Source organism: Sphingosinicella sp. SM1-17 (genome assembly GCF_056821765.1).
On the sequence record NZ_JBPDIO010000001.1, the window covers coordinates 584,729 to 605,760 of the forward strand.

Here is a 21,032-nt window from a genome sequence, read left to right on the forward strand (position 1 = left end):
CCTACCTCCCGCGGATGAACGCGCGAACGTCGCGGCTCAGTTTCACCCGATCCTCGTCGCGCACATACATCATGTGGCCCGATCCATAATATTCATAGTGGATCCGGTCCTGCGGAATGCCGGTGCGCGAAAGGGCATATTCGGCCGCGAAGAAGGGGGTGGCGAAGTCGTAATAGCCCTGGCCAACAAAGACCCTGAGGCCGCTATTTTCGCGCAGCGCCCGGCCGATATAGGGCGTGACATTGACGTAGACGTCATTGTCGCGGCCGCCGCCGAGCCGCCAGTCCCATTGGCCGCCAAGGCCGCCGATCGTGACGTAGGAGCGGCTGGTTCGGAAGCCGAGCGTCTCCCGGACGTGCTGGTTGACGGCGGCGGTGTATCCGGCATCGATTCCGTAGAAGCTGGGATCGTTGTCGGGCGTTTCGCCGGCATTGTCATAGTCCCGCCCGGTATAGCGACTGTCGAGCCGGCCGATGGTGAGCCCGCGGTCGCGAAGAAGCTCCTTGTAGAAGCGCGAGGGCGCGACTCGAAGATCCGCCTGCTCGAGATAGGCTTCCGACAGGCCGGTGAAGCGGGCGAGCTCGCGGCGCACGGACGCCCGCTCCTCAGCGCCCAGCGCGGCGCCCTGAAGCAGGGCATGCGCATAGGGGCCGATGGCGAAGCGGCGCGCCTCCTCGACGAACTGCTCGGTCGAAGCCGCCTGGGCCTTTCCATGATAGAGTGCCGTCGCTGCCATCGACGGCAGGTTGAGGATGTGGGTGATCTCGTTCCCGGGCGTATCGGCACCGGCGCCGAAATCGAGCACGGTGGAAATGAGAATGATGCCGTTCAACGCGACATCGTTATAGGCGCCCTCGAGCTGGTTCAGCACCGCCGCCGTCCGCGTCGTGCCGTAGCTCTCGCCGCCCAAATATTTGGGCGAGTTCCAGCGATCATTCTCGTTGAGCCACAGCCGGATGAACTGGGCAATCGACTGGGCATCCCGAGTGACCCCATAGAAATCGCTCGGATTGGTCTCGCCAAGCGCGTGGCTGAAGCCGGTACCAACCGGATCGATGAAGACGATGTCGGTGACGTCGAGCAGGCTGTCGGGATTGTCGACGATCGGGTAAGGCGGCGCCCCGTCGTCGGTGCCGTCCGAAGGAATGGCGACTCGGCGGGGACCGAATGCGCCCATGTGAAGCCAGACCGAGCCGGAGCCGGGTCCGCCGTTGAACAAAAAGGTCACCGGCCGGTTCGGGTCGCGCGGTTCGCGAACATAGGACACGGAGAAGATCGCGGCGCGCGGTGTCCCGTCTTCGGCGCGGAGGAAGGTTTCGCCAGCCGTCGCGCTGTAGTTGATCCGCTGGCCGCCAAAGACTCCGCTATGGCGAGTGACTGAGACGTTCGGCTCGCGGTCGGCCGGCGGCCCCTTCGGACGTTCGGCCGCAGGACGTTCCTGGGCGGCGACGCTGCCGGCCAGACCGGCGGCGAGAGCGAAAGCGGAGAGGATGGCGAGTTTGCGTACGGACAAGTTTCAGTTCCCCCGGAAAGCTTCAATCGGCAACACCTAACCCGCTGCCCGCTCCCGCGCCAGCGGGCGCTTGAGATAGAATTCACTGTAGAAGGCCGAGAAGAAGGCGGCGGCCGGAGTGGCGACAATCGCTCCCAGGAGACCGAAGGCGAGCGCGAAGGCCAGGGTGAAGAAGATCAGCAGCACCGGATGGAGCTGCATTTGCGAGCCGCGGATCTTCGGAGCGACGATGCTTCCCAGTATTTCGTTGCTGATGAGGTAGAAGAGCAGCACCCAGAGCGCCGTCAGCGGGCTCATGGTCAGCGACAGCACGACCGGCGGAAAGGCCATGACATAGCCGCCGATGCGCGGGATGAAATCGGCGAAGAAGGCCAGCGCCGCCCAAACCAGCGCTCCGGGAATCTCCATGAAGGTAAGGAAGGTGAAGGTTGCAAGCGACTGGATGAGGCCGATCACGAGGCTCGCCTTCGTCCAACCGATCACCGCTCGAGTGGCGCGGCGATAGGCGCGCATCCCCGCGGCTCGGGAACTCCTCGGCAGGCTGCCCAGATAACCGCGAAGGATCGGCCGCGGGTCGAGCAGGATATACGCAATCGTGCTGAAGAAGATGATGGTGAGCGCAATCCCGCCAATCAGCGAAAGGGAAAAGGCGCCGACGCCCGTGAAGATGTTCACGATGTCCTGGCCGTTGCCGCCCGACCCGACGAACTGTTGAAGCTGGGGATGGTCCGCGAGCAGTGCGGCAAGCTGGCTCTGAAGTCCGGCGACAATGTCCGGAAGACTGTTCACCAGCAGCACCACCTGGGCCACCAGCCGCGGTATTACCAGCCAGCCGATCAGGGCGATCGAACCGAAGAAGAGCAGCAGGGTGACGATCGCCGACCAATGGCGCGAAAGGCCCCGGCGGACGAACCAGCCGACCGGCGCCGACAAGGCGATGGCGACCACCATGGCGAAGAAGAGCAGCAGGATCGCGACTGCCACTTCGTAGAGGAACCAGAGGACGATGACCGCCGATCCCACCGCGAGCGCGAGGCTGACCGCAAGCGCCGGTCCGCGGGCAAGCGATATCCGGGTCGGCGGTCGGCTCAGGCTCTCGTTTGCCATGCCGCAGGATTAGCCGAAGCCATGGCCGCCGCCATCCCCTTCCTTGCCGTTCCCTTCCTTGACAGTGCAGGCTCTGGCTTCCACATCACCATCATGGCGACCGAAGGAATGCTTTGCCCGATCGATCGTACCGCTCTGATCATGTCGGAGCGGCAGGGGATCGAGATCGACTATTGTCCCACTTGTCGGGGCGTGTGGCTCGACCGTGGCGAGCTCGACAAGATCATCGAGCGGAGCGCTGCGCCGCCGCCTCCGCCACAGCCGGAGCCGCGCCATCACCGCGAACCACCACGCGGCTATGATGATCGTCGGCATCACTATCCGAAGCGGCGCAAGTCCTTCCTCGAGGAACTCTTCGACTGATCAGCGGTCGGCGAAGCGGTCCGTTGCCCGAATCAGCCGGTCGAGGATCCCAGGCTCGTTGAAAAGATGGCTGGCGTCCGGAACGATGTGCAGTTCGGCTTCGGGCCAGGCCTTGTGAAGGTCCCAGGCGGTAATCGGCGGCGTGCAGCAGTCGTAGCGGCCCTGGACGATAACCCCCGGGATTTGCCGGATCAGGTGCGCGTTGGCGAGAAGCTGCCCCTCCTCGAGCCAGCCCCTGTTGATCATGTAGTGATTTTCGATCCGGGCGATCGCCACCGCGAAATCGTCGCTGGTGAACTCCTCAATGACGTGCGGATTGGGCAGCAGGGTGACGGTCTCCGCCTCCCATTTGCTCCAGGCCTTCGCCGCCCGTAGCTGTTCGGCGCGATCCGACCCGGTCAGGCGGCGATGATAGGCCGCGACGAGGTCGTCGCGTTCGGCCTCCGGGATAGGATCAAGAAATTCTTCCCACTTGTCGGGGAAGATTTCCGAGGCCCCGCTGCGATAAAGCCAGTCGAGCTCGGAGCGGCGAAAGGTGAAGATTCCGCGGAGCACCAGCTCGGTGACTCGCTGGGGATGGGACTGAGCATAGGCCAAAGCGAGCGTCGAGCCCCACGAGCCACCATAGACCATCCAACGGTCCGCTCCGACCAGCGCCCGCAGCCGCTCAATATCTTCGACCAGGTGCCAGGTCGTATTGGCTTCGAGCGACGCGTGGGGAGTCGAGCGCCCGCAGCCGCGCTGGTCGAACAGGAGGATGTTGTAACGCTCCGGATCGAACTGGCGGCGATGATCGGCGCTGCAGCCGGCGCCGGGGCCGCCATGAAGGAAGACCACCGGCTTGCCCGAAGGATTGCCGCACAATTCCCAATAGAGCTCGTGGCCGTCGCCGACGTCGAGCCTTCCCGTGCGATAGGGCTCGATCGGCGGATAAAGGCCTCGGCGCTGTGATGGACCTTCGTCGCGCATGCTTAGAAGCTTTCTTCTTCGTAGACGTGGCGGACGTCACCGTCCCACTCGCCGCGGTAGCGGTCAAGCAGGCGTTCCGCCGGGGTCCGTCCCGATGCGAGGATGTCGCGGAGGGGGTCGAGGAAGCCGGACTCATTGTCCCCGGAAGCGTTGACCTTTTCGCGAGCATTCAGGCCCGCCTCGGCGATCGCAAGGATCCGCCGTCCGAGTTCCAGCAACGGCTCGCCTCTGGGCGTCTCAGCGGCAAGCCCAAGCTTCGGCACGGAGTCGCGCAGTCGCTGCCGCTCCTCGATCGACCAGTCCTTCACCTCGTCCCAGGCGGCGCCCAGAGCGCCCTGATCGTAGAGAAGCCCGACCCAGAGTGCCGGCAGGGCACAGATCCGACTCCAGGGACCGCCGTCGGCGCCGCGCATCTCGAGGAAGCTTTTCAGCCGGACCTCGGGAAAGATGGTCGACAGATGATCGGTGAAGTCGGACACCAGCGGCTTCTCTCCGGGAAGCGCTTCGAGCCGAGCTTCGAGAAAGTCGCGAAAGCATTGCCCGGCGACGTCGATGTAGCGGCCGTCGCGGTAGACGAAGTACATCGGCACATCGAGCGCATAGTCGAGATAGCGTTCGTAGCCGAACCCGTCTTCGAACACGAACGGCAGCATTCCGGTCCGGTCCGCATCGGTATCCGACCAGATGTGGCTTCGGAACGAAAGGAAGCCGTTGGGCTTGCCTTCGGTGAAGGGCGAGTTCGCGAACAGAGCGGTCGCCAGCGGCTGAAGCGCCAGGCCCACCCGGAACTTCATCGCCATGTCGGCTTCGGAGGAATAATCGAGATTGGTCTGGATGGTGCAGGTGCGCAGCATCATGTCGAGGCCGAGGCTGCCAACCTTCGGCATATAGTCCAGCATGATTCGGTAGCGGCCCTTGGGCATGATCGGCAGGTCGGAACGCTTCTTGTCGGGCCACATTCCCAGCCCGAGAAAGCCGATCCCCAATTCTTCGCCAATCTCCTTCACCTGGACGAGATGACGCCCGGCCTCCACGCACGTCTGATGGAGATGTTCGCGCGGCGCTCCGGACAGCTCGAGCTGTCCGGCAGGCTCGAGGCTGATCGCGCCGTCCGGACCGGTAAGGGCGATGACCTGGCCATTCTCCTCGACCGGTTTCCAGCCGAAGCGAGTCATCGCGTTCAGAAGGTCGCGGATCCCCCCGGGCTCGTCATAGGAGGGCGCCTTATGGTCGGCGCGTCGATAGACGAACTTCTCATGCTCGGTGCCGATCCGCCACTCCGAGCGTGGCTTCTCGCCCTTCGCAAACACTTCGAGCAGGTCGCGCCGGCTCTCGATTCTGTGATCACCCTTTGCGGGCCCGGTACGGGTCGTCATGACCGGCCCTTAGCGATGGCCTGCAAACGCCGCCAGCGGGTTTCGCATTGCTACCGAACCGGCGCTTGCGACCAGTCGCCCGCGCCGGCCATCCAGACGCTGATTGCGGCAAGCGCGGCAGTATCGGCGCGCAGGATTCGCGGTCCCAGGGAAACTGCCCGGGCCTGCGGAAGGGCGCGAATCCGCTCGCGCTCCTCCTGAGTGAAGCCGCCCTCCGGGCCGATGAGGATGGCTGCCGGGCCCGGCGAGATGCGGGCGCCGATCGCTTCGCCTCCGGCTTCGTCGGCAAAGTAAAGAGCGCGTTCCTGAGGCCAGTCGAGGAGCAGAGCTTCCAGCCGTTCCGGCTCCGACAGATCGGGCAATGCGGTACGTTCGCACTGCTCCGCGGCTTCGACGCTGTGAGCGCGCAGCCGCTCCAGATTGATCCGGTCGACGATCGTTCGACGAGTCAGGACCGGGACGAGTCGGGCAACCCCCAGTTCGGTCGCCTTTTCGACCAGCCAGTCGATACGGCCGCGTTTGATCGGTGCGAAGAGCAGCCACAGGTCCGGCACCGGCTCGACGGGACGCAGATGAGCTTCGAGTTCGAGGATCGTTCGCTTCTTTCCGGCCTCGACGATCTGCGCGAGCCACTCGCCGGTCCGGTTGTCGAAAAGCTTCACCTTGTCGCCCGGTCCAAGCCGAAGCACGGCGCCGAGATAGGTGCCCTCGACCGTCACACGGGCACCTTCCGACAAGCCGTGATCGACGAAGAGTCGCGGAAGACTGTGCGGCGGCCAGGCGGGGGTTGCAGGCATGAAGTCGAAGTCTCCGGAACGAAGCCTTGATCGGCCACTGGCAATGGCGGCTTCCCGTCGCGGTGACGGAGCCGGCGATCAAAGTGCCTGTGCCTGGCCGCAACGACAAGCTTCACATGGCGATCGGGAGCGGTAAGGGGATGGCCATGCGGCCGGCCGACCAGGACATCGTCCCCGACAGCGAACGGAAGGGCCTGATCGGCGCCTTGCCCGGGGCGTGGCGTCCGCTCGCATCCTTGATCAGGCTGGACCGCCCGATCGGCGCTTGGCTGCTATTCTGGCCCGGGGCATGGAGCGTGGCGCTGGCGGGAATGGCCGGAGGTCCGACGAGCGGGAACGGCTGGGCGCTGATCGCCTGGCTTGGCCTGGGCGCCTGGGCCATGCGCAGCGCCGGCTGCGTCTACAATGACATCGTCGACCGCGACCTCGACCGACAGGTCGAACGCACCCGGCTTCGCCCGCTCGCGAGCGGGCGGGTCTCGCTTCGGGGCGCCTGGGCGCTGCTTGTCGCCCTGAGTCTGATCGGCCTCTTCGTTCTGCTTCAGCTCCGCTTCGCCGCCCAGCTGATTGCGCTCGTCAGTCTCGCCCTGGTTGCCGCCTATCCCTTCATGAAACGGATCACCTGGTGGCCCCAGGCCTGGCTCGGGCTCGTCTTTTCCTGGGCGGCGCTGGTCGGCTGGCCCGCTGCGACGGGCGAAATCGAACTTCCCGCCTTGCTCCTGTACGCCGGCTCGATCTTCTGGGTGATCGGCTATGACACGATCTACGCGCTCCAGGATCGGGAGGACGACGCGCTTGTCGGGGTAAAGTCCTCCGCCAGGGCGCTGGGCCGACATGCGCGATCGGGCGTGGCTATCTGCTATCTGCTGGCGCTGCTGCTGTGGGCCGGCGCGGTCCAGGCTGTCCGGCCGGAAGACCTCGCATTGCTGGGACTGCTGCCGATGGCGCTGCACCTGTTGTGGCAAGTCGCCACACTCAAGCCCGACGAGGGCGCTGATGCGCTGGCGAAGTTCCGCTCGAACCGATTCGCCGGGCTGCTGATGTTCCTCGCCTGCTTCGTGGCTGGAACCGCCTAGGCTTGCTTTTGCCACTCCGGCCTCTAACTGCCGGACATGCTTAGCGTCAGTGATGCCGAAGGGCGGGTTGCCGCCCTGATCGAAGCCGCCCTCCGGGCCGGCGCGGATTGTGCGGACGCACTCTATTTCGGAGATTCGTCGACGAGCATTCAGGTGCGTCTCGGCGAGCTTGAGGACGTCACCCGCTCGGAAGGCGAGGAAATCGGCCTCAGGCTGTTCGTCGGCCGCCGGTCGGCCAGCGTATCCTCGTCCGACCTGTCGAGCGAAGCGCTCGATGCCCTGGTGGAACGGGCTGTCGCGATGGCGCGCGAAGCGCCGGAAGATCCCTATTCGGGGCTCGCACCAGAAGAACGGCTGTTCCGCGGCGAGTTGCCCGATCTCGAGGCGGATGACGGGGCCGATCCCTCGCCCACGGAGCTGAAGGCGAAGGCGCTTGCGGCCGAGGATTCGGCCCGGGCGATCGAGGGCGTCAGCAACAGCGAAGGCGCGGGAATGAGTGCGGGGCGAACCGTCGTGGCCCTGGCCACGAGCCACGGCTTCGTGCGCGGATATACGACGAGCGGCTATGGCGGCTGGGCGAGCGTCATTGCCGGAACGGGTAGCGACATGCAGCGCGACCATGCCAGCCACAGCACCCGGCACTATGCCGACCTCGACGCTCCGGAGGCGATCGGGCGACTCGCCGCCGAACGAACGGTTAGGCGACTCCGGCCGGAGCGTCTGCCGAGCGGAACCATGCCCGTGCTGTTCGATCCGCGGGTCGGCGGAAGCCTTCTGGGGCATCTGCTGGGCGCCATGGCCGGTCCGGCCATCGCGAGGAAGACGAGCTTCCTGCTCGGCCGCGAAAAGGATGCGCTCTTCAATGAGAGCATCAAGGTGATCGACGATCCCCACCGAAAGCGGGGGCTGAAGTCCAAGCCTTTCGACGGCGAAGGCGTGGCGACCCAGCCGCGCACCCTGATCGAAGGCGGAAGACTTACCGGCTGGCTGCTCAACGCGGCCTCGGCGCGGCAGCTGGGGCTGGAGACGACCGGACATGCCACGCGCGGCGGAAGCGGGGCTCCGGGTGCCGGTGCGAGCAATGTCCATCTGGAGCCTGGCTCGATGAGTCGAGCCGAGCTGATGGCCGACATCAAGCGCGGCCTCTACGTTACCGAACTGATCGGCCACGGCGTCAATCCGGTCACCGGCGACTATAGCCGGGGCGCCTCGGGCTTCATCATCGAGAATGGCGAGATTGCCGCTCCGGTGGCCGAGATCACCATCGCCGGCAATCTTCTGGACATGTATCGATCGCTGCTTCCGGCGAACGACCTGGAACATCGCCGCACCGTCAATGTTCCAACCCTGCGGGTCGAAGGAATGACGGTCGCTGGTGCTTGAAGAGGTTTCGCGGATCACTGAAGAAGCCGGTCGGATCGCGGCCGCGCGGTGCGGGACCGATTACCGGCGCTGGGAGAAGTCGCCGGGACATCCGGTCTGCGACGTGGACCTGGAGGTCGATGCCTTTCTGCGCGAGCGGCTTCTCGCGCTCGATCCCCAGGCCGGCTGGCTGTCCGAAGAGACGCTCGATCTGTCCGACCGCTACGAGCGGCGAAGGATCTGGGTAATCGACCCGATCGACGGCACCCGCGACTATCTTCGGAACCGGCCCGGCTGGGCCGTGTCGGTGGCTCTGGTCGAGGACCGGGTCCCGGTTTTCGGAGTCCTGGCCGCTCCTCAGCGCGGCGAATTGTGGTCGGGCGAGCGCGGGCGCGGCAGCTGGCGCAACGGCGAGCGTCTCCAAGTGAGCCGGCGCATCGAACTGGTCGGCGCCCGAGTCCCGGCCGAGCAGCTTCCACCCGACGATCGCGACCTTGTTCCCGTGCCGAAACCCAATTCGATCGCCCTCAGGATCGCGCTGGTGGCGTCCGGGGAAGCCGATCTCGTCGCAACTCTCCGCTGGGGCTTCGAGTGGGACATCGCCGCCGCCGCCCTGATCGCACGCGAGGCAGGAGCGACGGTGACCGGGGCGCTCGGGCAGCCGCTCGCGTTCAACACCGCATCGGGCGAAGCCTTCGGCGTTCTCGTCGCGGCGCCCGGAATCCATGCCGCCGCCGTCGAGCGGTTGCGCGACAGGGCCATGGCGGTGGTCTGATCTTCCGGCTGCCGGGGAGCCAATGATCCTTGCGAGAGCGCCCGCTCCCGGCGGAGCGCTAGGCCACCGGCGGCACGCCGAGACGCGGTATCTCGAGCTTGGGACAGCGATCCATCACGACCTCGAGTCCGGCCGCCTCGGCGCGCTCGGCAGCCTCCTCGTTGACCACGCCGATCTGCAGCCACACCGACTTGGCGCCCGCGGCGATGGCCTCATCGACCGCCTCGCCAGCGGCGGCCGGTCGCCGGAAGATGTCGACCATGTCGATCGGCTCGCCGATCTGGGCGAGCTCGCGCCAGACATATTCGCCATGAACATGCTGGCCGGTGATTTGAGGGTTCACCGGCAGGACCCGATAGCCGCGGCTCTGGAGATAGGCCATCACGCCATAGCTCGGGCGGTCCGGCCGGTCCGACGCGCCGATCATCGCGATGGTCCGGGTTTGCGCCAGGATCCGGTAAATGTCTTCATCGCGGGTCAGCGGCATGGATCGTCTCCTACGGTCCAGAAAACCGTCAGCCGGCCGTCTGGTTCACCCGCTCGAGTAGGCTCGCGGCGAGCTGAAGGAAGATGGCGGCATCCTCGCCTTCACCGGCAGCCGGCGGCAGGCCCGCATCGGAAGCGCGGCGGATCGACAGGGTGAGCGGGATGCGGCCGAGAAAGGCGATGTCCATCACCCGAGCCGCGGCCTCCGCGCCGCCAGAACCGAAGGGATCGCTGATCTCGCCGCAATGCGGACAGGCATAGCCGGCCATGTTCTCGACAAGCCCGAGGATCGGCACGTCCATCTTTCGGAACAGGTCGATGGCCCTGGTGGCGTCGATCAGCGACAGGTCCTGGGGCGTCGAGACGATCACGGCCCCTGCCGGCTTCCACTTCTGGATCAGAGTCATCTGCACGTCGCCAGTGCCAGGGGGAAGATCGACGACCAGCAGTTCGCAATCGCCCCAGTCGCCCTCCATCAGGCTGGACAGGGCGCTGGCCGTCATCGGGCCGCGCCACGCGACGGCGGTTCCGGGCTCGATCAGCTGCCCGATCGAGAGCATTCGCACCCCGTGCGCCGGAACGGGGACAATCTGCTCGTCGACAAGTTCGGGCCGTTCGTGACGGCCCATGATCCGGGTCTGGGACGGACCGTAAATATCGGCATCGACCAGGCCGACCTTCTTCCCGAGCCGCGACAGGGCGACTGCAAGATTGGCGGAGACGGTGGACTTGCCGACTCCGCCTTTGCCACTTCCAACCGCGATGATTTTCCGCTCCGCCTTCTCCGCGGTCATGGCGATCCGCGTTTCGGAGATACCCGGAATTCCGATCGTGGCGGCGCGCACCTGCCGCTCGAGCGTCGCGCGCTGCTCGGCCGAAAGGCCCGTCGCCTCGACCATCACCGTCGCGACGCCGTCCTTGACCTTGCTCATTGCCACTCGCCCGGCGCCGATCAGATCGCCTTTGCCGGCAGGGTCCGCGATCCGGCCCAGCGCTACCTTCAGTTTCTCGATCTCGTCGCTCATTGCTCAGCCGATAGATAAAGCCGACGGGCTTGGCACTGTTTTTCCGCACAGGCGCCTTATATAGGGCAGGCATGAGACGAATTTTTGGGTGGGTCCTGAGCGACAATCGTGGGGGCCCATGGGGCCCCGGCGGGGGCAGTGGTGGAGGATCCGGCGGCGACGATGGCGGCGGGCCGCGCAATCCGTGGGGGCAGCCCGGCAAGCGGCGCAGGCCCGGCACTGGCGAGGTCACCTCGCTCGACGAATTCCTGAAGAAGAGTCGGGCGCGCTTCGGCGGGCGGCTACCGCAGGACGGCCGTCCCTACTGGCTGTACGGCCTTATCGCCTTTCTCCTGCTTTGGGTCGTCTTCACGAGCATTCACCGAATCGGCCCTCAGGAACGGGGCGTCGTCACTACGTTCGGCTGGTATACGGGCACGCTTCAGCCCGGCATCGGCTTTTCCTGGCCGGCCCCGATCGGTCGGGTCCAGAAGGTGGACGTGGAGAATATCCGAACCATCACCATTCCCGACAATAGCGGCACCGAGAATCTGATCCTCACCGGCGATCAGAACGTCATCGACCTGGCCTATTCCGTGCGCTGGAACATCAAGGAGCCGAGCCTCTACGTATTCCAGATCGCCGAGCCCGAAGCGACCATCCGCGAAGTCGCGGAAAGCGCGATGCGGGCGATCGTCGCCCGAGTTTCGCTCGACGATGCGATCGGCGCCGGACGCTCGCAGATCGAGCAGAGCGTCGAGCAGGCGATGCAGCAGATCCTCGACGATTATGGGGCCGGCGTGCGAATCCAGGGCATCGCCATCAACCAGTCGGTACCTCCGGCGGCGGTCAACGAAGCCTTCCTCCAGGTTTCGGCAGCCCAGCAGCAGGCGCAAAGCTATATGAACGACGCTCGCGCTTATGCCCTTCAGATCACCGCCAAAGCGCAGGGCGACGCGGCCGCCTTCGAGAAGGTCTATGCCGAATATCGTGCAGCTCCGGAGGTTACCCGCCGGCGCATGTATTATGAGACGATGGAGCGGATCCTGTCGCGGGTCGATACGACCATCGTCGAGGCGCCCGGCGTGACGCCCTATCTGCCACTGCCGGAAATCCAGCGGCGCCAGAATGCGCAGCCGCAGGCGCAGGGAGCCGAGTCGAGATGAAGATGATCCTTCGCAATCCGATCGCCTTGCTGGTCCTGGCGATCATCGCCCTGTTCATCGTCGGCAGCACCTTTGCAATCATTCCGGAAACGAAGCAGGCGGTGATCGTCCGGTTTGGCGAACCGCAACGCATTCTCAACCGCTATCAGCGGAACGGAACCTACGGCGTCACCGGCGGGGCCGGCCTTGCCGCACGGATTCCCTTCCTCGAGCAGATCGTCTGGATCGACAAGCGGATCCTCTCCATCGACATGGAGAACCAGCAGGTGCTCTCGACCGACCAGCTCCGGCTTCAGGTCGACGCTTATGCGCGCTATCGGATTGTCGATCCGCTGCGCATGTACATCTCCGCGCGAACCGAGCAGAGGGTGAGCGACCAGCTGCGACCGATCCTCGGATCGGCCCTGCGCAACGAGCTCGGTCGACGTCCCTTCGCCGCCTTGCTCAGTCCCGAGCGCGGCCAGATGATGGACAATATCCAGAACGCGCTCAATCGCGTTGCCACCCAATATGGCGCGCAGATCGTTGACGTCCGGATAAAGCGGGCCGATCTCCCCGACGGCACTCCGCTCGAATCGGCCTATCAGCGGATGCGCACGGCGCGCGAGCAGGAGGCCCGATCGATTCAGGCCCAGGGGCTCAAGCAGGCCCAGATCATCCGCGCCGAGGCCGACGCCGAGGCGGCCGCAACCTATGCTCGGGCCTTCAGCCAGGATCCCGATTTCTACGATTTCTACCGCGCCATGCAGTCCTACGAAGCGAGCTTCATTTCGAACGGAAGCGCCGAAAATCCCCGGGGGCGCACCAACATCATCCTGTCTCCGAACAACGAGTATCTGCAACAATTCCGGGGAGGCCGGTAGGCTGGCAGGAACGGCTCCATTCAATGTCCGTTCAGCCGGTCAACCTAGCGTGACCGTCACCGACGACCCGGCGTTGGAGCGCCCCGCCTTTCCGGCGGCTTCGCCGGGAGAGTTATGAGGAGGATAAGGAACGTGCGTTACGTCTATGGCATCACCGCCGCCATCCTGTTCGGCGGCGCGGCCGCGACCCTCACCCTGAACCCGGTCGGCGCCCAGGTCGCACAGAATGAGCCGGGGGCGATCCAAGTCGCTGCCCCTCGAGCTGGAGCTCCAATGAGCTTCGCGGATCTCGTCGAGCGACTTCAGCCGGCGGTGGTCAACATCTCCACCCGCCAGAGCGTTCAGGTCCAGCAGCGGCGACTGCCACCGGGCTTTGAGGAATTCTTCCGCCGCTTCGGCCAGGAGGTTCCGGGCGGAGACGGCGGCACCGTCACCCAGCGGGGCGGCTCGCTCGGCTCCGGCTTCATCATCTCGCCCGACGGCTATATCGTCACCAACAATCACGTCGTCGCTCCGGCGAGGGCCGATGCAGTGGTCGAGCAGATCACCGTCACCCTCTCCGACCGCACCGAATATGAAGCCGAGGTGGTCGGACGAGACACGGTTTCCGACGTTGCGGTGCTGAAGATCAATCCGCGCGGGCGCCTGCCCTTCGTTCGGTTCGGCGACTCGCGTCAGGTACGGGTCGGCGACTGGATCGTCGCCGTCGGCAATCCTTTCGGGCTCGGCGGCACCGTCACCGCGGGCATCGTGTCCGCGCTCCATCGCAATATCGGCGCGACCAGTTACGATCGCTTCATCCAGACCGACGCTTCGATCAACTCGGGCAATTCGGGCGGACCGATGTTCGACCTCCAGGGCAATGTCATCGGAATCAACACCGCGCTGATCTCACCGACCGGCGGCAATGTCGGTATCGGCTTCGCCATTCCGGCCGAACAGGTCGCGCCGATCGTCGAGACGCTGAGGCGGGGCGAGCGGTTCCGCCGGGGTTATATCGGGGTGAGCCTGCAGTCGATCGATGCCAGTCTCGCGGCGGCGCTTCGGATCGAGCGAAATCGCGGCGAACTGATCAACAGCGTCACCCCGGGTGGTCCGGCGGATCGGGCCGGAGTGGAGCAAGGCGACGTCGTGATCAGCGTCGCGGGCCAGCCCGTCACTCCCGACCAGACGCTTGCCTATCTGGTTTCGCAGCAGCCCGTCGGCTCGCGCGTTCCGCTCGAGATCATCCGCAACGGCCAGCGGCGAACGGTAACGGTGACGATCGCCGAACGCCCGAGCGAGGAGGAATTGGCACGTCTCAGTGGCGCTGCTCCCGCGGAGCCGGCAGCACCGGGCAAGGAAGAGCCTTCCAGTGGCCAGCGTTCCACCCGCAGTGGGCTCGGCCTTTCGGTCCGCGCGCTGACCCCTGACGAGGCTCGTCAGTTGCAGCAAATCGGCGGCAATGCACGCGGCGTAGTGGTCACCGACGTGGAAGGCAGCAGCGATGCCGGATTCAAGGGGATCCGGCCGGGCGACATCATCCTGTCGATCGATCGCGCTCCGACTCCGACCCCCGAAGCAGCCGCTTCGGCGATCGAGGCAGCCCGAAGGGCCGGCCGGGAAACCGTGCTGCTGCTGGTCAGGCGCGGAAGCGGGCCTCCTGCTTATCTTGGCGTCGATCTGATCAGGCCCTGACGGTTGTTCCGCGCCTTGCCGGCAAGGCGCGGGGCTACTCCGCCCCGATAAAGTGCTGGTCATGAGCCCTTCGGGCTTGCTGGAACGACATCGTCCTGATGCCGGGGCGCCATCCTCGCGAGCAATGCCGCGAGGGCATTTCGGGGCCCGTCGACCGATTCAATCCTGCCGGAATCAGTATCCGAAACCCGGCACAGCTCGACCTTCGAGGACGTAGCCGCGAAGGTCCCTGGCGCTCCACTCCAGCTGGACTCCGGCCTCCGCCTGCTTGACCAGCGAAACGATCTTCTCGTTGATCGGCGCCCGCTGCCCGATCGATCGGGCAAGCCTCACCACCTCGCCGTTGAGATGGTCGATCTCGGTGGGGCGGCCTGCAGCGAAATCGTCGGCCATCGAGGAGCGCGCGTCGGCATCGATCTTCTGGACCTTGAGCACGGTGTTGCGGAAAACGAGATCGGGCGCTCCGATCACATGCGGCAGAAGCTTTGGCGGCACAGGACCGATCTGGGCAGGCTGGATCCCTGCGGCTTCCAATATCGCCAATGCCTCGACCTGCGACGCGGCGACGACCCGACGGTAGTCGCGGTCGCTGAGTTGCTCGAGCAGGGTCTTGCCCGACAGAGCGTTGACGGCGTTGTTGAGGTTGATCAGGAGCTTGCCCCAGAGCACGCCCTTCATTTCGGAGGAGAGGCGCAACTTGCCGGGCCGCTCGCCGATCCGCTGGTTGAGCTCGCGCGTGACCTCATGATCGTCGGCCCACAAATCGCCGGACACCCCCTTGTGCCAGCGACCGTTGCCCATTGCCGCGATGTTGAACGGAACCATGCCGCGCAGGATGGTGAAGCCGGGCAGCTTCGCTTCCAGTCGCTCGACGTTCCCCACCCCGTTCTGAAAGCTGATGATCGTCGTGCCCTTTCGACCGTGCCTTCGGATCTCCTCGGCCGCCGAGTCCGTCGAAGGGCTCTTCACGCACAGGACGATGATGTCGGCTTTCGCCAGCGGCCTCGACCCGGTGAAGAAGGGCACTTCGTCCGGTCGAAGCTCGATCCGACGCCTGTCGCTGTCCGTCACCGTCAGTCCGTTGGCGGCGATCTCGTCCTTGATCCTCTGGCGACCCACCAGGGTGACGTCGAGCCCCGCGGCCGACCATACCGCGCCGACATAGCAGCCGATTGATCCGGCGCCGTGGACGACCACTTTCGACATCTCGGGCAGCGTCACCCCCTTCCGCGATAGGTGGCGACACCCTGGTCGGGCACCCACAGGCCGACGGGCGGCTCGCCCGATTGCCAGAAGACGTCGATCGGGATTCCACCTCGCGGATACCAATAGCCACCGATCCTTATCCAGAGCGGCTTCATCTCCTCAGCCAGGCGCTCGGCGATGCCGACGGTGACGGCCTCGTGAAAACCGCAATGATTCCGGAAGGCGCCGAGGAACAGCTTCAGCGACTTCGATTCGACGATCAGTTCGTCCGGCGCATAATCGATGACGAGATGGGCGAAATCGGGTTGCCCCGTGACCGGGCACAAGGAGGTGAATTCGGGGGCGGTGAAGCGCACAAGATAGGGTCGGCCCGGACGCGGGTTCGGCACATAATCGAGCTTCGCTTCCTCCGGAGAAGCGGGAAGACCGCTGTTGCGGCCCAAATGGGTCAGATCCATGCTCCCCCTTTTAGTGAGCGCCGGCTTGCCCGTTAAGTGCACTTGGCTCTTGCCCCGAAACGATACGGCACCGAACCGGTTTGCGCCTGGACCGCCCAGCAGCCATAGAGGATGGCGGGGGCTCGGTCGTCGAGATCTCGTCCCGTGAATCTCCGATCCGCGAACGGAAGGTTCAAGACTGTCGCTTGAGGAGGAAATATATGTCCCGCCGCACCCTGTTGCTCGCTGCTCCGATCGCCCTTCTGCTAATCCCGCCAGCGGCGGCGCAGCCAGAGGAAATGGCGTTCCAGGGCACCGTTGGGGGCTGCGCCAATGGCCATCAGGTCCGCCTCGAAGGCTCCAGACGCTATGTCGTCGGCGCTTCTTCGGAGGCATTCGACACGGTGCTCAGCATCTATCGCGCCGCCGGCGACGGGGAGGCTCTGGCCGAGGATGACGATGGCGGCGAGGGTACCAACTCCCGAATCGAATTCCTGCCGCCGGAAACCGGCGACTATCGAATCTGCGTCGCCAGCTTCCGCGGCAGCGGCGGTGGATCCTACAATGTGTCGGTTCGTCCCGCTGCACCGCTGCCGCCGCCGGTGAGCCGACCGAACCGGACCGAGCAGGCCAGCTGGCAGGTGTTCGAAGGGGCGCTGACAGGAAGCGACCAGCCGGCTGACGCGGCGTTCGACGATTATGAGGTCAGGCTCGGCGCAGGTGAGCGGGCGCTGATCAGCCTGGAAAGTTCGGAATTCGACCCGGTCGTCGAAGTTTATGCCGCTGATCGAAGGGGCGCCGAGCCTCTCGCCAGTGACGATGATGGCGGCGGAGCGCTCAATGCCTTCCTGGTGCTGGCGCCTCAGGAACCTGGCACCTTCGTGATCCGGGTTCGGGCTTTCTCGGCCGGAGAAACGGGGGCCTACCGGCTGCGGGTGTCGACCGGCGCTATTCCGCAGCGACGGGAGTCGTCCGCCACGGCGAGCGAGACGTCAGCCGGCTGAGCAACCGGGTGATCGGACCGTTGCGCTCCATCCACTCGGCATATTCCCGGTAGGCGGGGTCCGCCATGAGGTGCCGTTCTTCGGTTCGAGCGCGCCAGTAATAAACTCCGGTGACGATCGCGAGCAAAGCGGTGTTGCGGATCATGTCGACCGGATTGCCGCTCGTCGCGAGGAAGGGCAGGACAGCGAACCACCAGAAAAGGTTCTTCGAGACATAGGCGGGATGCTTGGTCCAGGAATAGGGCCCGTGGGTGAGGATCCCCCGGTGGGTAAGGTTGGAGAACCGAAACCCGAAGGCGACGGTCGCCCAGGCGTAGACGCCCGTCAGGAAAACCAGCCACGCACCATTGAGCGCGGTCAGCAGCGGATAATCCTGGAGCCAGTGGATCCACCCGTCATGGCCGGCGGTTCCGGGATGGTAGTCGAGCGGCCCGCCAGGGTTCATCAGGATGAAGGGCGGATAGCAGATCAAGGCCGCCGCCCAACCGGCCGCATGCGGATTGGCATTGCGTATGTGCGCGTCGAGCGGCTTCATCGTCAGGACATAACCGACGGTCGCGAAAGTGACGTCGATCATGAACATCACCCAGATCAGCCAAAGCGACAAGTTGATCGGACTTGCGGCAATCCATTCGGACTCGGCTCGAATGGTATCGGCCCAATTGCCTGGGACGATTGAGATCATGAAGGCGAGGAAGAAGCCCTTCACGGTCCAAACGCGAAGGAACTCGAAGACCTGCTCGCGATCGGCAAGATCGGCCCGGCCGATCAGCAGCTGACCGAAATGCCAGGCGCCGTCTTTCGGCTCGCGAAGTCGCCGGTCCAGCCAGATGACATAGGGGATCGACAGGACCAGCATCGGCACCGATGCCGCGCCGAGGACATACATTGAGAAGAGATAGGGGCCGTCCCAATAATAGCGGGCGATGCAGTAGACCGAAGCGATCGCCGCCCAGATTCCCCAAAGCCCGGCGATCTTGGCAAGGCTGATGTCGAGGACCGCCTTCAGTGGACGCGGCGGCGAGTCCCAATCGATACCCGTACTGGCGTTGCGATGCACCTTGTCGACGAAGATCGACCAAAGCACCATCGGCAGGCCGCAAGCGAGCGTCGCCACAAGCGCGGCAAGCGGCCCCTCCATTCCATAAGCTCGGGAAAGGACGGTCCAGGAAAGCAGCCCAACCAGTCCCACCAGACCGACGGCGGTGCTGACGGCCGATCGGGGGCGCGGATCCCTCGTTTCCGATTCAGGCATTGCGCTGCTTTCCATGCGCCGGCGGCGTAACGCAGAGTGGTAAGCAAGCCATGAAGATCGGCCGGCAATGTGGAAATACCGGTGTCTCGCGTAAGCACTTCTTAAGGCGATTTGCGCGAATATTTCGGTGGTGGGATAGGTGGGGGTTCAGCAACTTGTTCGAAGGGCACACCGAAGAAACCAGCTTTTCCTTCTCGAGGACCGTTCCTCAGCCGCGCGATCGTCGCGAAGGTGAGCGGCACCTCAAGATCCTGCGGGTTGGAGTGCTCATCATCGAGGGCAGGCGCGAACTGTGCCTGATCCGCAACATCTCCGCGGGCGGGCTCATGGTCCATGTTTACAGCAGCGTTCAGCCGGGGCTGCGAGTGACGATCGAGCTCAAGTCGAACCAGCAGGTGTCTGGTCGCATCGTCTGGACCCGTGAGCCCAATGCGGGGATCGCCTTCGATTCACCGGTGGACATTGCTGAACTGCTCGCCAATCCGCCTGTCCTGGACAATGGCTGGCGCGCCCGAGCGCCACGGGTGGAAGTCGATCGTCCCGCAACCTTGCGCGCCGGCGCACAGACCCATCGCGCCCGTACGATCGACATTTCTCAGCGAGGAGCGAAGCTTGCCGTCGAGCAGACGCTCGAGGTTGGAAGCGAAGTCGTGGTCCGCCTCGAAGACTTTCCGCCGCTTCCCGGAGTCGTTCGCTGGCAAGGCGGAGGAAATTGCGGCATCGCCTTCAACGAGATGATCCCGTTCGGCGACCTGGTCCACTGGCTGAAGCAGAAGAGCTGACACCGAGGCCCATTTTCAGGCGTTCATCGGAAACGGCGCAAGAACGGCTCCCTACCGGCCGAGAATCCAGGCTTGGAACTCGGAAGTCGACTTATGCCCCGATGCAGTCGCGCTGCCCGCAATCGCCCACCCGCCATGTCCGGCATTGGCTTCGGTGAAGCCGGATCCCGAGTCGTCGAGTCTCGCCCAAGTCTCATCCGTAGAGTTCCGAAGTTGCGGTGGCGAAGCGAGCCATTCTAAGGTACGCGGCTGTTATATCTCAAATTTCACAGACGACTTTCACCGTGGACCGAAGACGATGGCGAGTGCGGTTCTACCGACCCGTGACGATTTTGAGCATTACCGCTTCGCCTTCGAAGCAAGCCCGCAAGTCCCTTGGACAGCCGACCCTGGAGGAGGAATCCTCGAAGTAGGGCCGCAATGGGAGGAGCTGACGGGCCTTCCTTTGGAAAACGCCCTCGACGGCGGCTGGGCGGAAATCCTCCATCCGGATGATCTTCAGCCGACCCTCGACCACTGGCAGCATTGCCTGGAGTCGGGTCAGCCCGTCGACATACGTTACCGGATCAAGGGCCGTGAAGGGGGATGGCGGTGGATGCGAGCGCGCGCTGCGGCTCGGCGCCAGGACGATGGAACAATCCTGCGCTGGTACGGAGTGCTCGAGGATATAGACGAGCAGGTCAGAACGGAAATCGCTCTGCAGGAAGCCAGTGAGCGACTGCGCTTCGCGTTCAAGGCGACTCGGGAGGTGATCTGGGACTGGGATCTCGCGACGGACGGGACCTTGTGGAGCGAAAACGCCGTCGATCTTTTTGGGGTTGAACCGGAACCCACCGAAGCCTGGTGGGCAGCACGCGTGCACAAGGAGGATCTCGACCGAGTCAAGCGCGGCGTCAGTCAGTTCCTGAACGGTGATGTCGAGCATTGGGAGGACGAGTATCGCCTGGTTCGCGCCGACGGCTCGATCGCCTGGGTGCTCGATCGCGCTTATTTGATTCGCTCCGCGGATGGAAAGCCGACGAGGGTGATCGGAGCGACCGTCGACCGGACCGAGCAGCACGAATCCGAGGCAAGGATCCGGAGGATGCAGGCCGAGCTCATCCAGGTGGCCCGGGCGAGCGCAATGGGTGCAATGGGAACGACCATCGCCCACGAGATCAATCAGCCGCTCGCGGCCGCTTCCAACTGGCTCGGAACCGCGATCCGCCTGATCGACAATGGAGCTCCGCCGGATTCAGTCAAGGAAACGCTGACGAGTTGCGAAGAGGCCGTTCACCTGGCGGGGGATATCATCCGGAAGCTGCGCCGGCTGCTCGCTCAGGGAAGCGTCCTGACCGACACCGTGGACCTCCGGTCGCTTGTCAAGGAAGCTGTGACCATGGCTCTGACCGGCTTTCCGAACCGGAGCATCGACGTTCAGATCGATATTCCGGATTTCAAGGTCTTCGCCGAGCGCATCCAGATCCAGCAGGTCGTCATCAACCTCGTGCGGAATGCCGCCGAAGCGATGATGGGAATGGCAAAGCGCGAGCTTGTAGTAAGCGCGGAAGCGATCGACGGTTATGCACGGATCTCGGTCAAGGACACGGGTCCCGGGCTCCAGGGGATCGATCCTGCAAAACTGTTCATGCCCTTCACCACCACCAAGCCCGGTGGCCTTGGAGTGGGGCTTTCGATCTGCCGCTCGATCATCGAGGCCCATGGCGGGAGGATCGAGGCTTGCTCGGCGGAGGACGGCGGAGCGATCATGAGCTTCACCGTTCCGCTCGCACGAGCCTCGGAGCGCCCGTCATCGAGTCGATGAGCCCGAAGGC

20 protein-coding genes are annotated in these 21,032 nt (G+C 64.7%); 10 read left to right on the top strand and 10 right to left on the bottom strand.

From position 1 onward, the window contains the following. Position 1: 1 nt before the first annotated feature. Positions 2 to 1,513, bottom strand: coding sequence for a S10 family peptidase (locus tag ACRYLT_RS03060; protein WP_482662640.1), 1,512 nt, complete (start codon positions 1,511 to 1,513; stop codon positions 2 to 4). A gap of 36 nt (positions 1,514 to 1,549) precedes the next feature. After that, the gene (locus tag ACRYLT_RS03065; RefSeq protein ID WP_482662641.1) at positions 1,550 to 2,620 is read right to left on the bottom strand and encodes an AI-2E family transporter; all 1,071 of its coding nucleotides are present in this window, start codon (positions 2,618 to 2,620) and stop codon (positions 1,550 to 1,552) included. Between the two features lie 108 nt (positions 2,621 to 2,728). Between ACRYLT_RS03065 and ACRYLT_RS03070 the strand changes: the two genes are divergently transcribed. Continuing rightward, entirely contained in the window at positions 2,729 to 2,983 is a 255-nt protein-coding gene (locus ACRYLT_RS03070) for a TFIIB-type zinc ribbon-containing protein (RefSeq protein WP_482665382.1), read from the top strand. Here ACRYLT_RS03070 and pip read toward each other — a convergent pair whose 3' ends face one another. From pip to ACRYLT_RS03085, 3 genes are read right to left on the bottom strand one after another with little or no spacing between them, the layout of a single operon-like run. After that, positions 2,984 to 3,952 carry a prolyl aminopeptidase gene (gene pip, locus ACRYLT_RS03075; protein WP_482662642.1) on the bottom strand — a complete coding sequence of 323 codons (969 nt, stop codon included), beginning with the start codon at positions 3,950 to 3,952 and terminating at the stop codon, positions 2,984 to 2,986. A 2-nt stretch (positions 3,953 to 3,954) separates the two neighbouring features. After that, entirely contained in the window at positions 3,955 to 5,328 is a 1,374-nt protein-coding gene (locus tag ACRYLT_RS03080) for a glutamate--cysteine ligase (RefSeq protein WP_482662643.1), read from the bottom strand. Positions 5,329 to 5,378: 50 nt separating this feature from the next. Beyond that, positions 5,379 to 6,125 carry a 16S rRNA (uracil(1498)-N(3))-methyltransferase gene (locus tag ACRYLT_RS03085; protein WP_482662644.1) on the bottom strand — a complete coding sequence of 249 codons (747 nt, stop codon included), beginning with the start codon at positions 6,123 to 6,125 and terminating at the stop codon, positions 5,379 to 5,381. 146 nt (positions 6,126 to 6,271) lie between these two features. Here ACRYLT_RS03085 and ubiA point away from each other — a divergent pair, with 146 nt between their 5' ends. The 3 genes from ubiA to ACRYLT_RS03100 are packed head-to-tail and all read left to right on the top strand — an operon-like array spanning position 6,272 to position 9,338. Further along, positions 6,272 to 7,201, top strand: coding sequence for a 4-hydroxybenzoate octaprenyltransferase (gene ubiA / locus ACRYLT_RS03090; RefSeq protein ID WP_482665383.1), 930 nt, complete (start codon positions 6,272 to 6,274; stop codon positions 7,199 to 7,201). Positions 7,202 to 7,237: 36 nt separating this feature from the next. Next, positions 7,238 to 8,584, top strand: a complete 1,347-nt coding sequence (locus tag ACRYLT_RS03095; protein WP_482662645.1) for a TldD/PmbA family protein — start codon at positions 7,238 to 7,240, stop codon at positions 8,582 to 8,584. Next, a complete protein-coding gene (locus ACRYLT_RS03100) occupies positions 8,577 to 9,338 on the top strand; it encodes a 3'(2'),5'-bisphosphate nucleotidase CysQ (protein WP_482662646.1) in 762 nt (253 codons plus the stop codon). The genes ACRYLT_RS03095 and ACRYLT_RS03100 overlap by 8 nt, the downstream gene beginning before the upstream one ends. Before the next feature lie 58 nt (positions 9,339 to 9,396). Here the strand turns inward: ACRYLT_RS03100 and ACRYLT_RS03105 are convergent, their stop codons facing one another. Together ACRYLT_RS03105 and ACRYLT_RS03110 are read right to left on the bottom strand one after the other, a co-directional pair. Further along, a complete protein-coding gene (locus ACRYLT_RS03105) occupies positions 9,397 to 9,825 on the bottom strand; it encodes a CoA-binding protein (RefSeq protein ID WP_482662647.1) in 429 nt (142 codons plus the stop codon). Between the two features lie 28 nt (positions 9,826 to 9,853). Beyond that, on the bottom strand, positions 9,854 to 10,618 hold the full coding sequence (locus ACRYLT_RS03110; RefSeq protein ID WP_482665384.1) for an Mrp/NBP35 family ATP-binding protein: 765 nt from the start codon (positions 10,616 to 10,618) through the stop codon (positions 9,854 to 9,856). A 302-nt stretch (positions 10,619 to 10,920) separates the two neighbouring features. Between ACRYLT_RS03110 and hflK the strand changes: the two genes are divergently transcribed. The 3 genes from hflK (at position 10,921) to ACRYLT_RS03125 (ending at position 14,534) form a co-directional block, all read left to right on the top strand. Next, positions 10,921 to 11,994, top strand: coding sequence for an FtsH protease activity modulator HflK (gene hflK / locus ACRYLT_RS03115; protein WP_482662648.1), 1,074 nt, complete (start codon positions 10,921 to 10,923; stop codon positions 11,992 to 11,994). Continuing rightward, complete coding sequence (gene hflC, locus ACRYLT_RS03120) at positions 11,991 to 12,857, top strand: protease modulator HflC (protein WP_482662649.1); 867 nt, start codon at positions 11,991 to 11,993, stop codon at positions 12,855 to 12,857. The genes hflK and hflC overlap by 4 nt, the downstream gene beginning before the upstream one ends. 132 nt (positions 12,858 to 12,989) lie before the next feature. Further along, positions 12,990 to 14,534 (top strand): Do family serine endopeptidase, encoded by a 1,545-nt coding sequence (locus ACRYLT_RS03125; RefSeq protein ID WP_482662650.1) that lies wholly within the window; start codon positions 12,990 to 12,992, stop codon positions 14,532 to 14,534. A 174-nt stretch (positions 14,535 to 14,708) separates the two neighbouring features. On the opposite strand, the gene ACRYLT_RS03130 is transcribed toward ACRYLT_RS03125, so the two are convergent. Both ACRYLT_RS03130 and queF read right to left on the bottom strand, forming a co-directional pair. Beyond that, on the bottom strand, positions 14,709 to 15,755 hold the full coding sequence (locus ACRYLT_RS03130) for a 2-dehydropantoate 2-reductase (protein ID WP_482662651.1): 1,047 nt from the start codon (positions 15,753 to 15,755) through the stop codon (positions 14,709 to 14,711). Continuing rightward, on the bottom strand, positions 15,752 to 16,198 hold the full coding sequence (queF, locus tag ACRYLT_RS03135; protein ID WP_482662652.1) for a preQ(1) synthase: 447 nt from the start codon (positions 16,196 to 16,198) through the stop codon (positions 15,752 to 15,754). Before queF ends, ACRYLT_RS03130 begins: the two co-directional genes overlap by 4 nt. A gap of 200 nt (positions 16,199 to 16,398) precedes the next feature. On the opposite strand from queF, the gene ACRYLT_RS03140 reads away from it, so the two are divergent. Further along, complete coding sequence (locus ACRYLT_RS03140) at positions 16,399 to 17,181, top strand: hypothetical protein (protein ID WP_482662653.1); 783 nt, start codon at positions 16,399 to 16,401, stop codon at positions 17,179 to 17,181. On the opposite strand, the gene ACRYLT_RS03145 is transcribed toward ACRYLT_RS03140, so the two are convergent. Beyond that, positions 17,126 to 18,436 carry a methyltransferase family protein gene (locus tag ACRYLT_RS03145; RefSeq protein ID WP_482662654.1) on the bottom strand — a complete coding sequence of 437 codons (1,311 nt, stop codon included), beginning with the start codon at positions 18,434 to 18,436 and terminating at the stop codon, positions 17,126 to 17,128. The two genes, ACRYLT_RS03140 and ACRYLT_RS03145, sit on opposite strands and share 56 nt — an antisense overlap. Before the next feature lie 155 nt (positions 18,437 to 18,591). Here ACRYLT_RS03145 and ACRYLT_RS03150 point away from each other — a divergent pair, with 155 nt between their 5' ends. Then, positions 18,592 to 19,218 carry a PilZ domain-containing protein gene (locus tag ACRYLT_RS03150; protein ID WP_482662655.1) on the top strand — a complete coding sequence of 209 codons (627 nt, stop codon included), beginning with the start codon at positions 18,592 to 18,594 and terminating at the stop codon, positions 19,216 to 19,218. A 298-nt stretch (positions 19,219 to 19,516) separates the two neighbouring features. Beyond that, a complete protein-coding gene (locus ACRYLT_RS03155; protein ID WP_482662656.1) occupies positions 19,517 to 21,022 on the top strand; it encodes a PAS domain-containing protein in 1,506 nt (501 codons plus the stop codon). Positions 21,023 to 21,032: the final 10 nt, after the last annotated feature.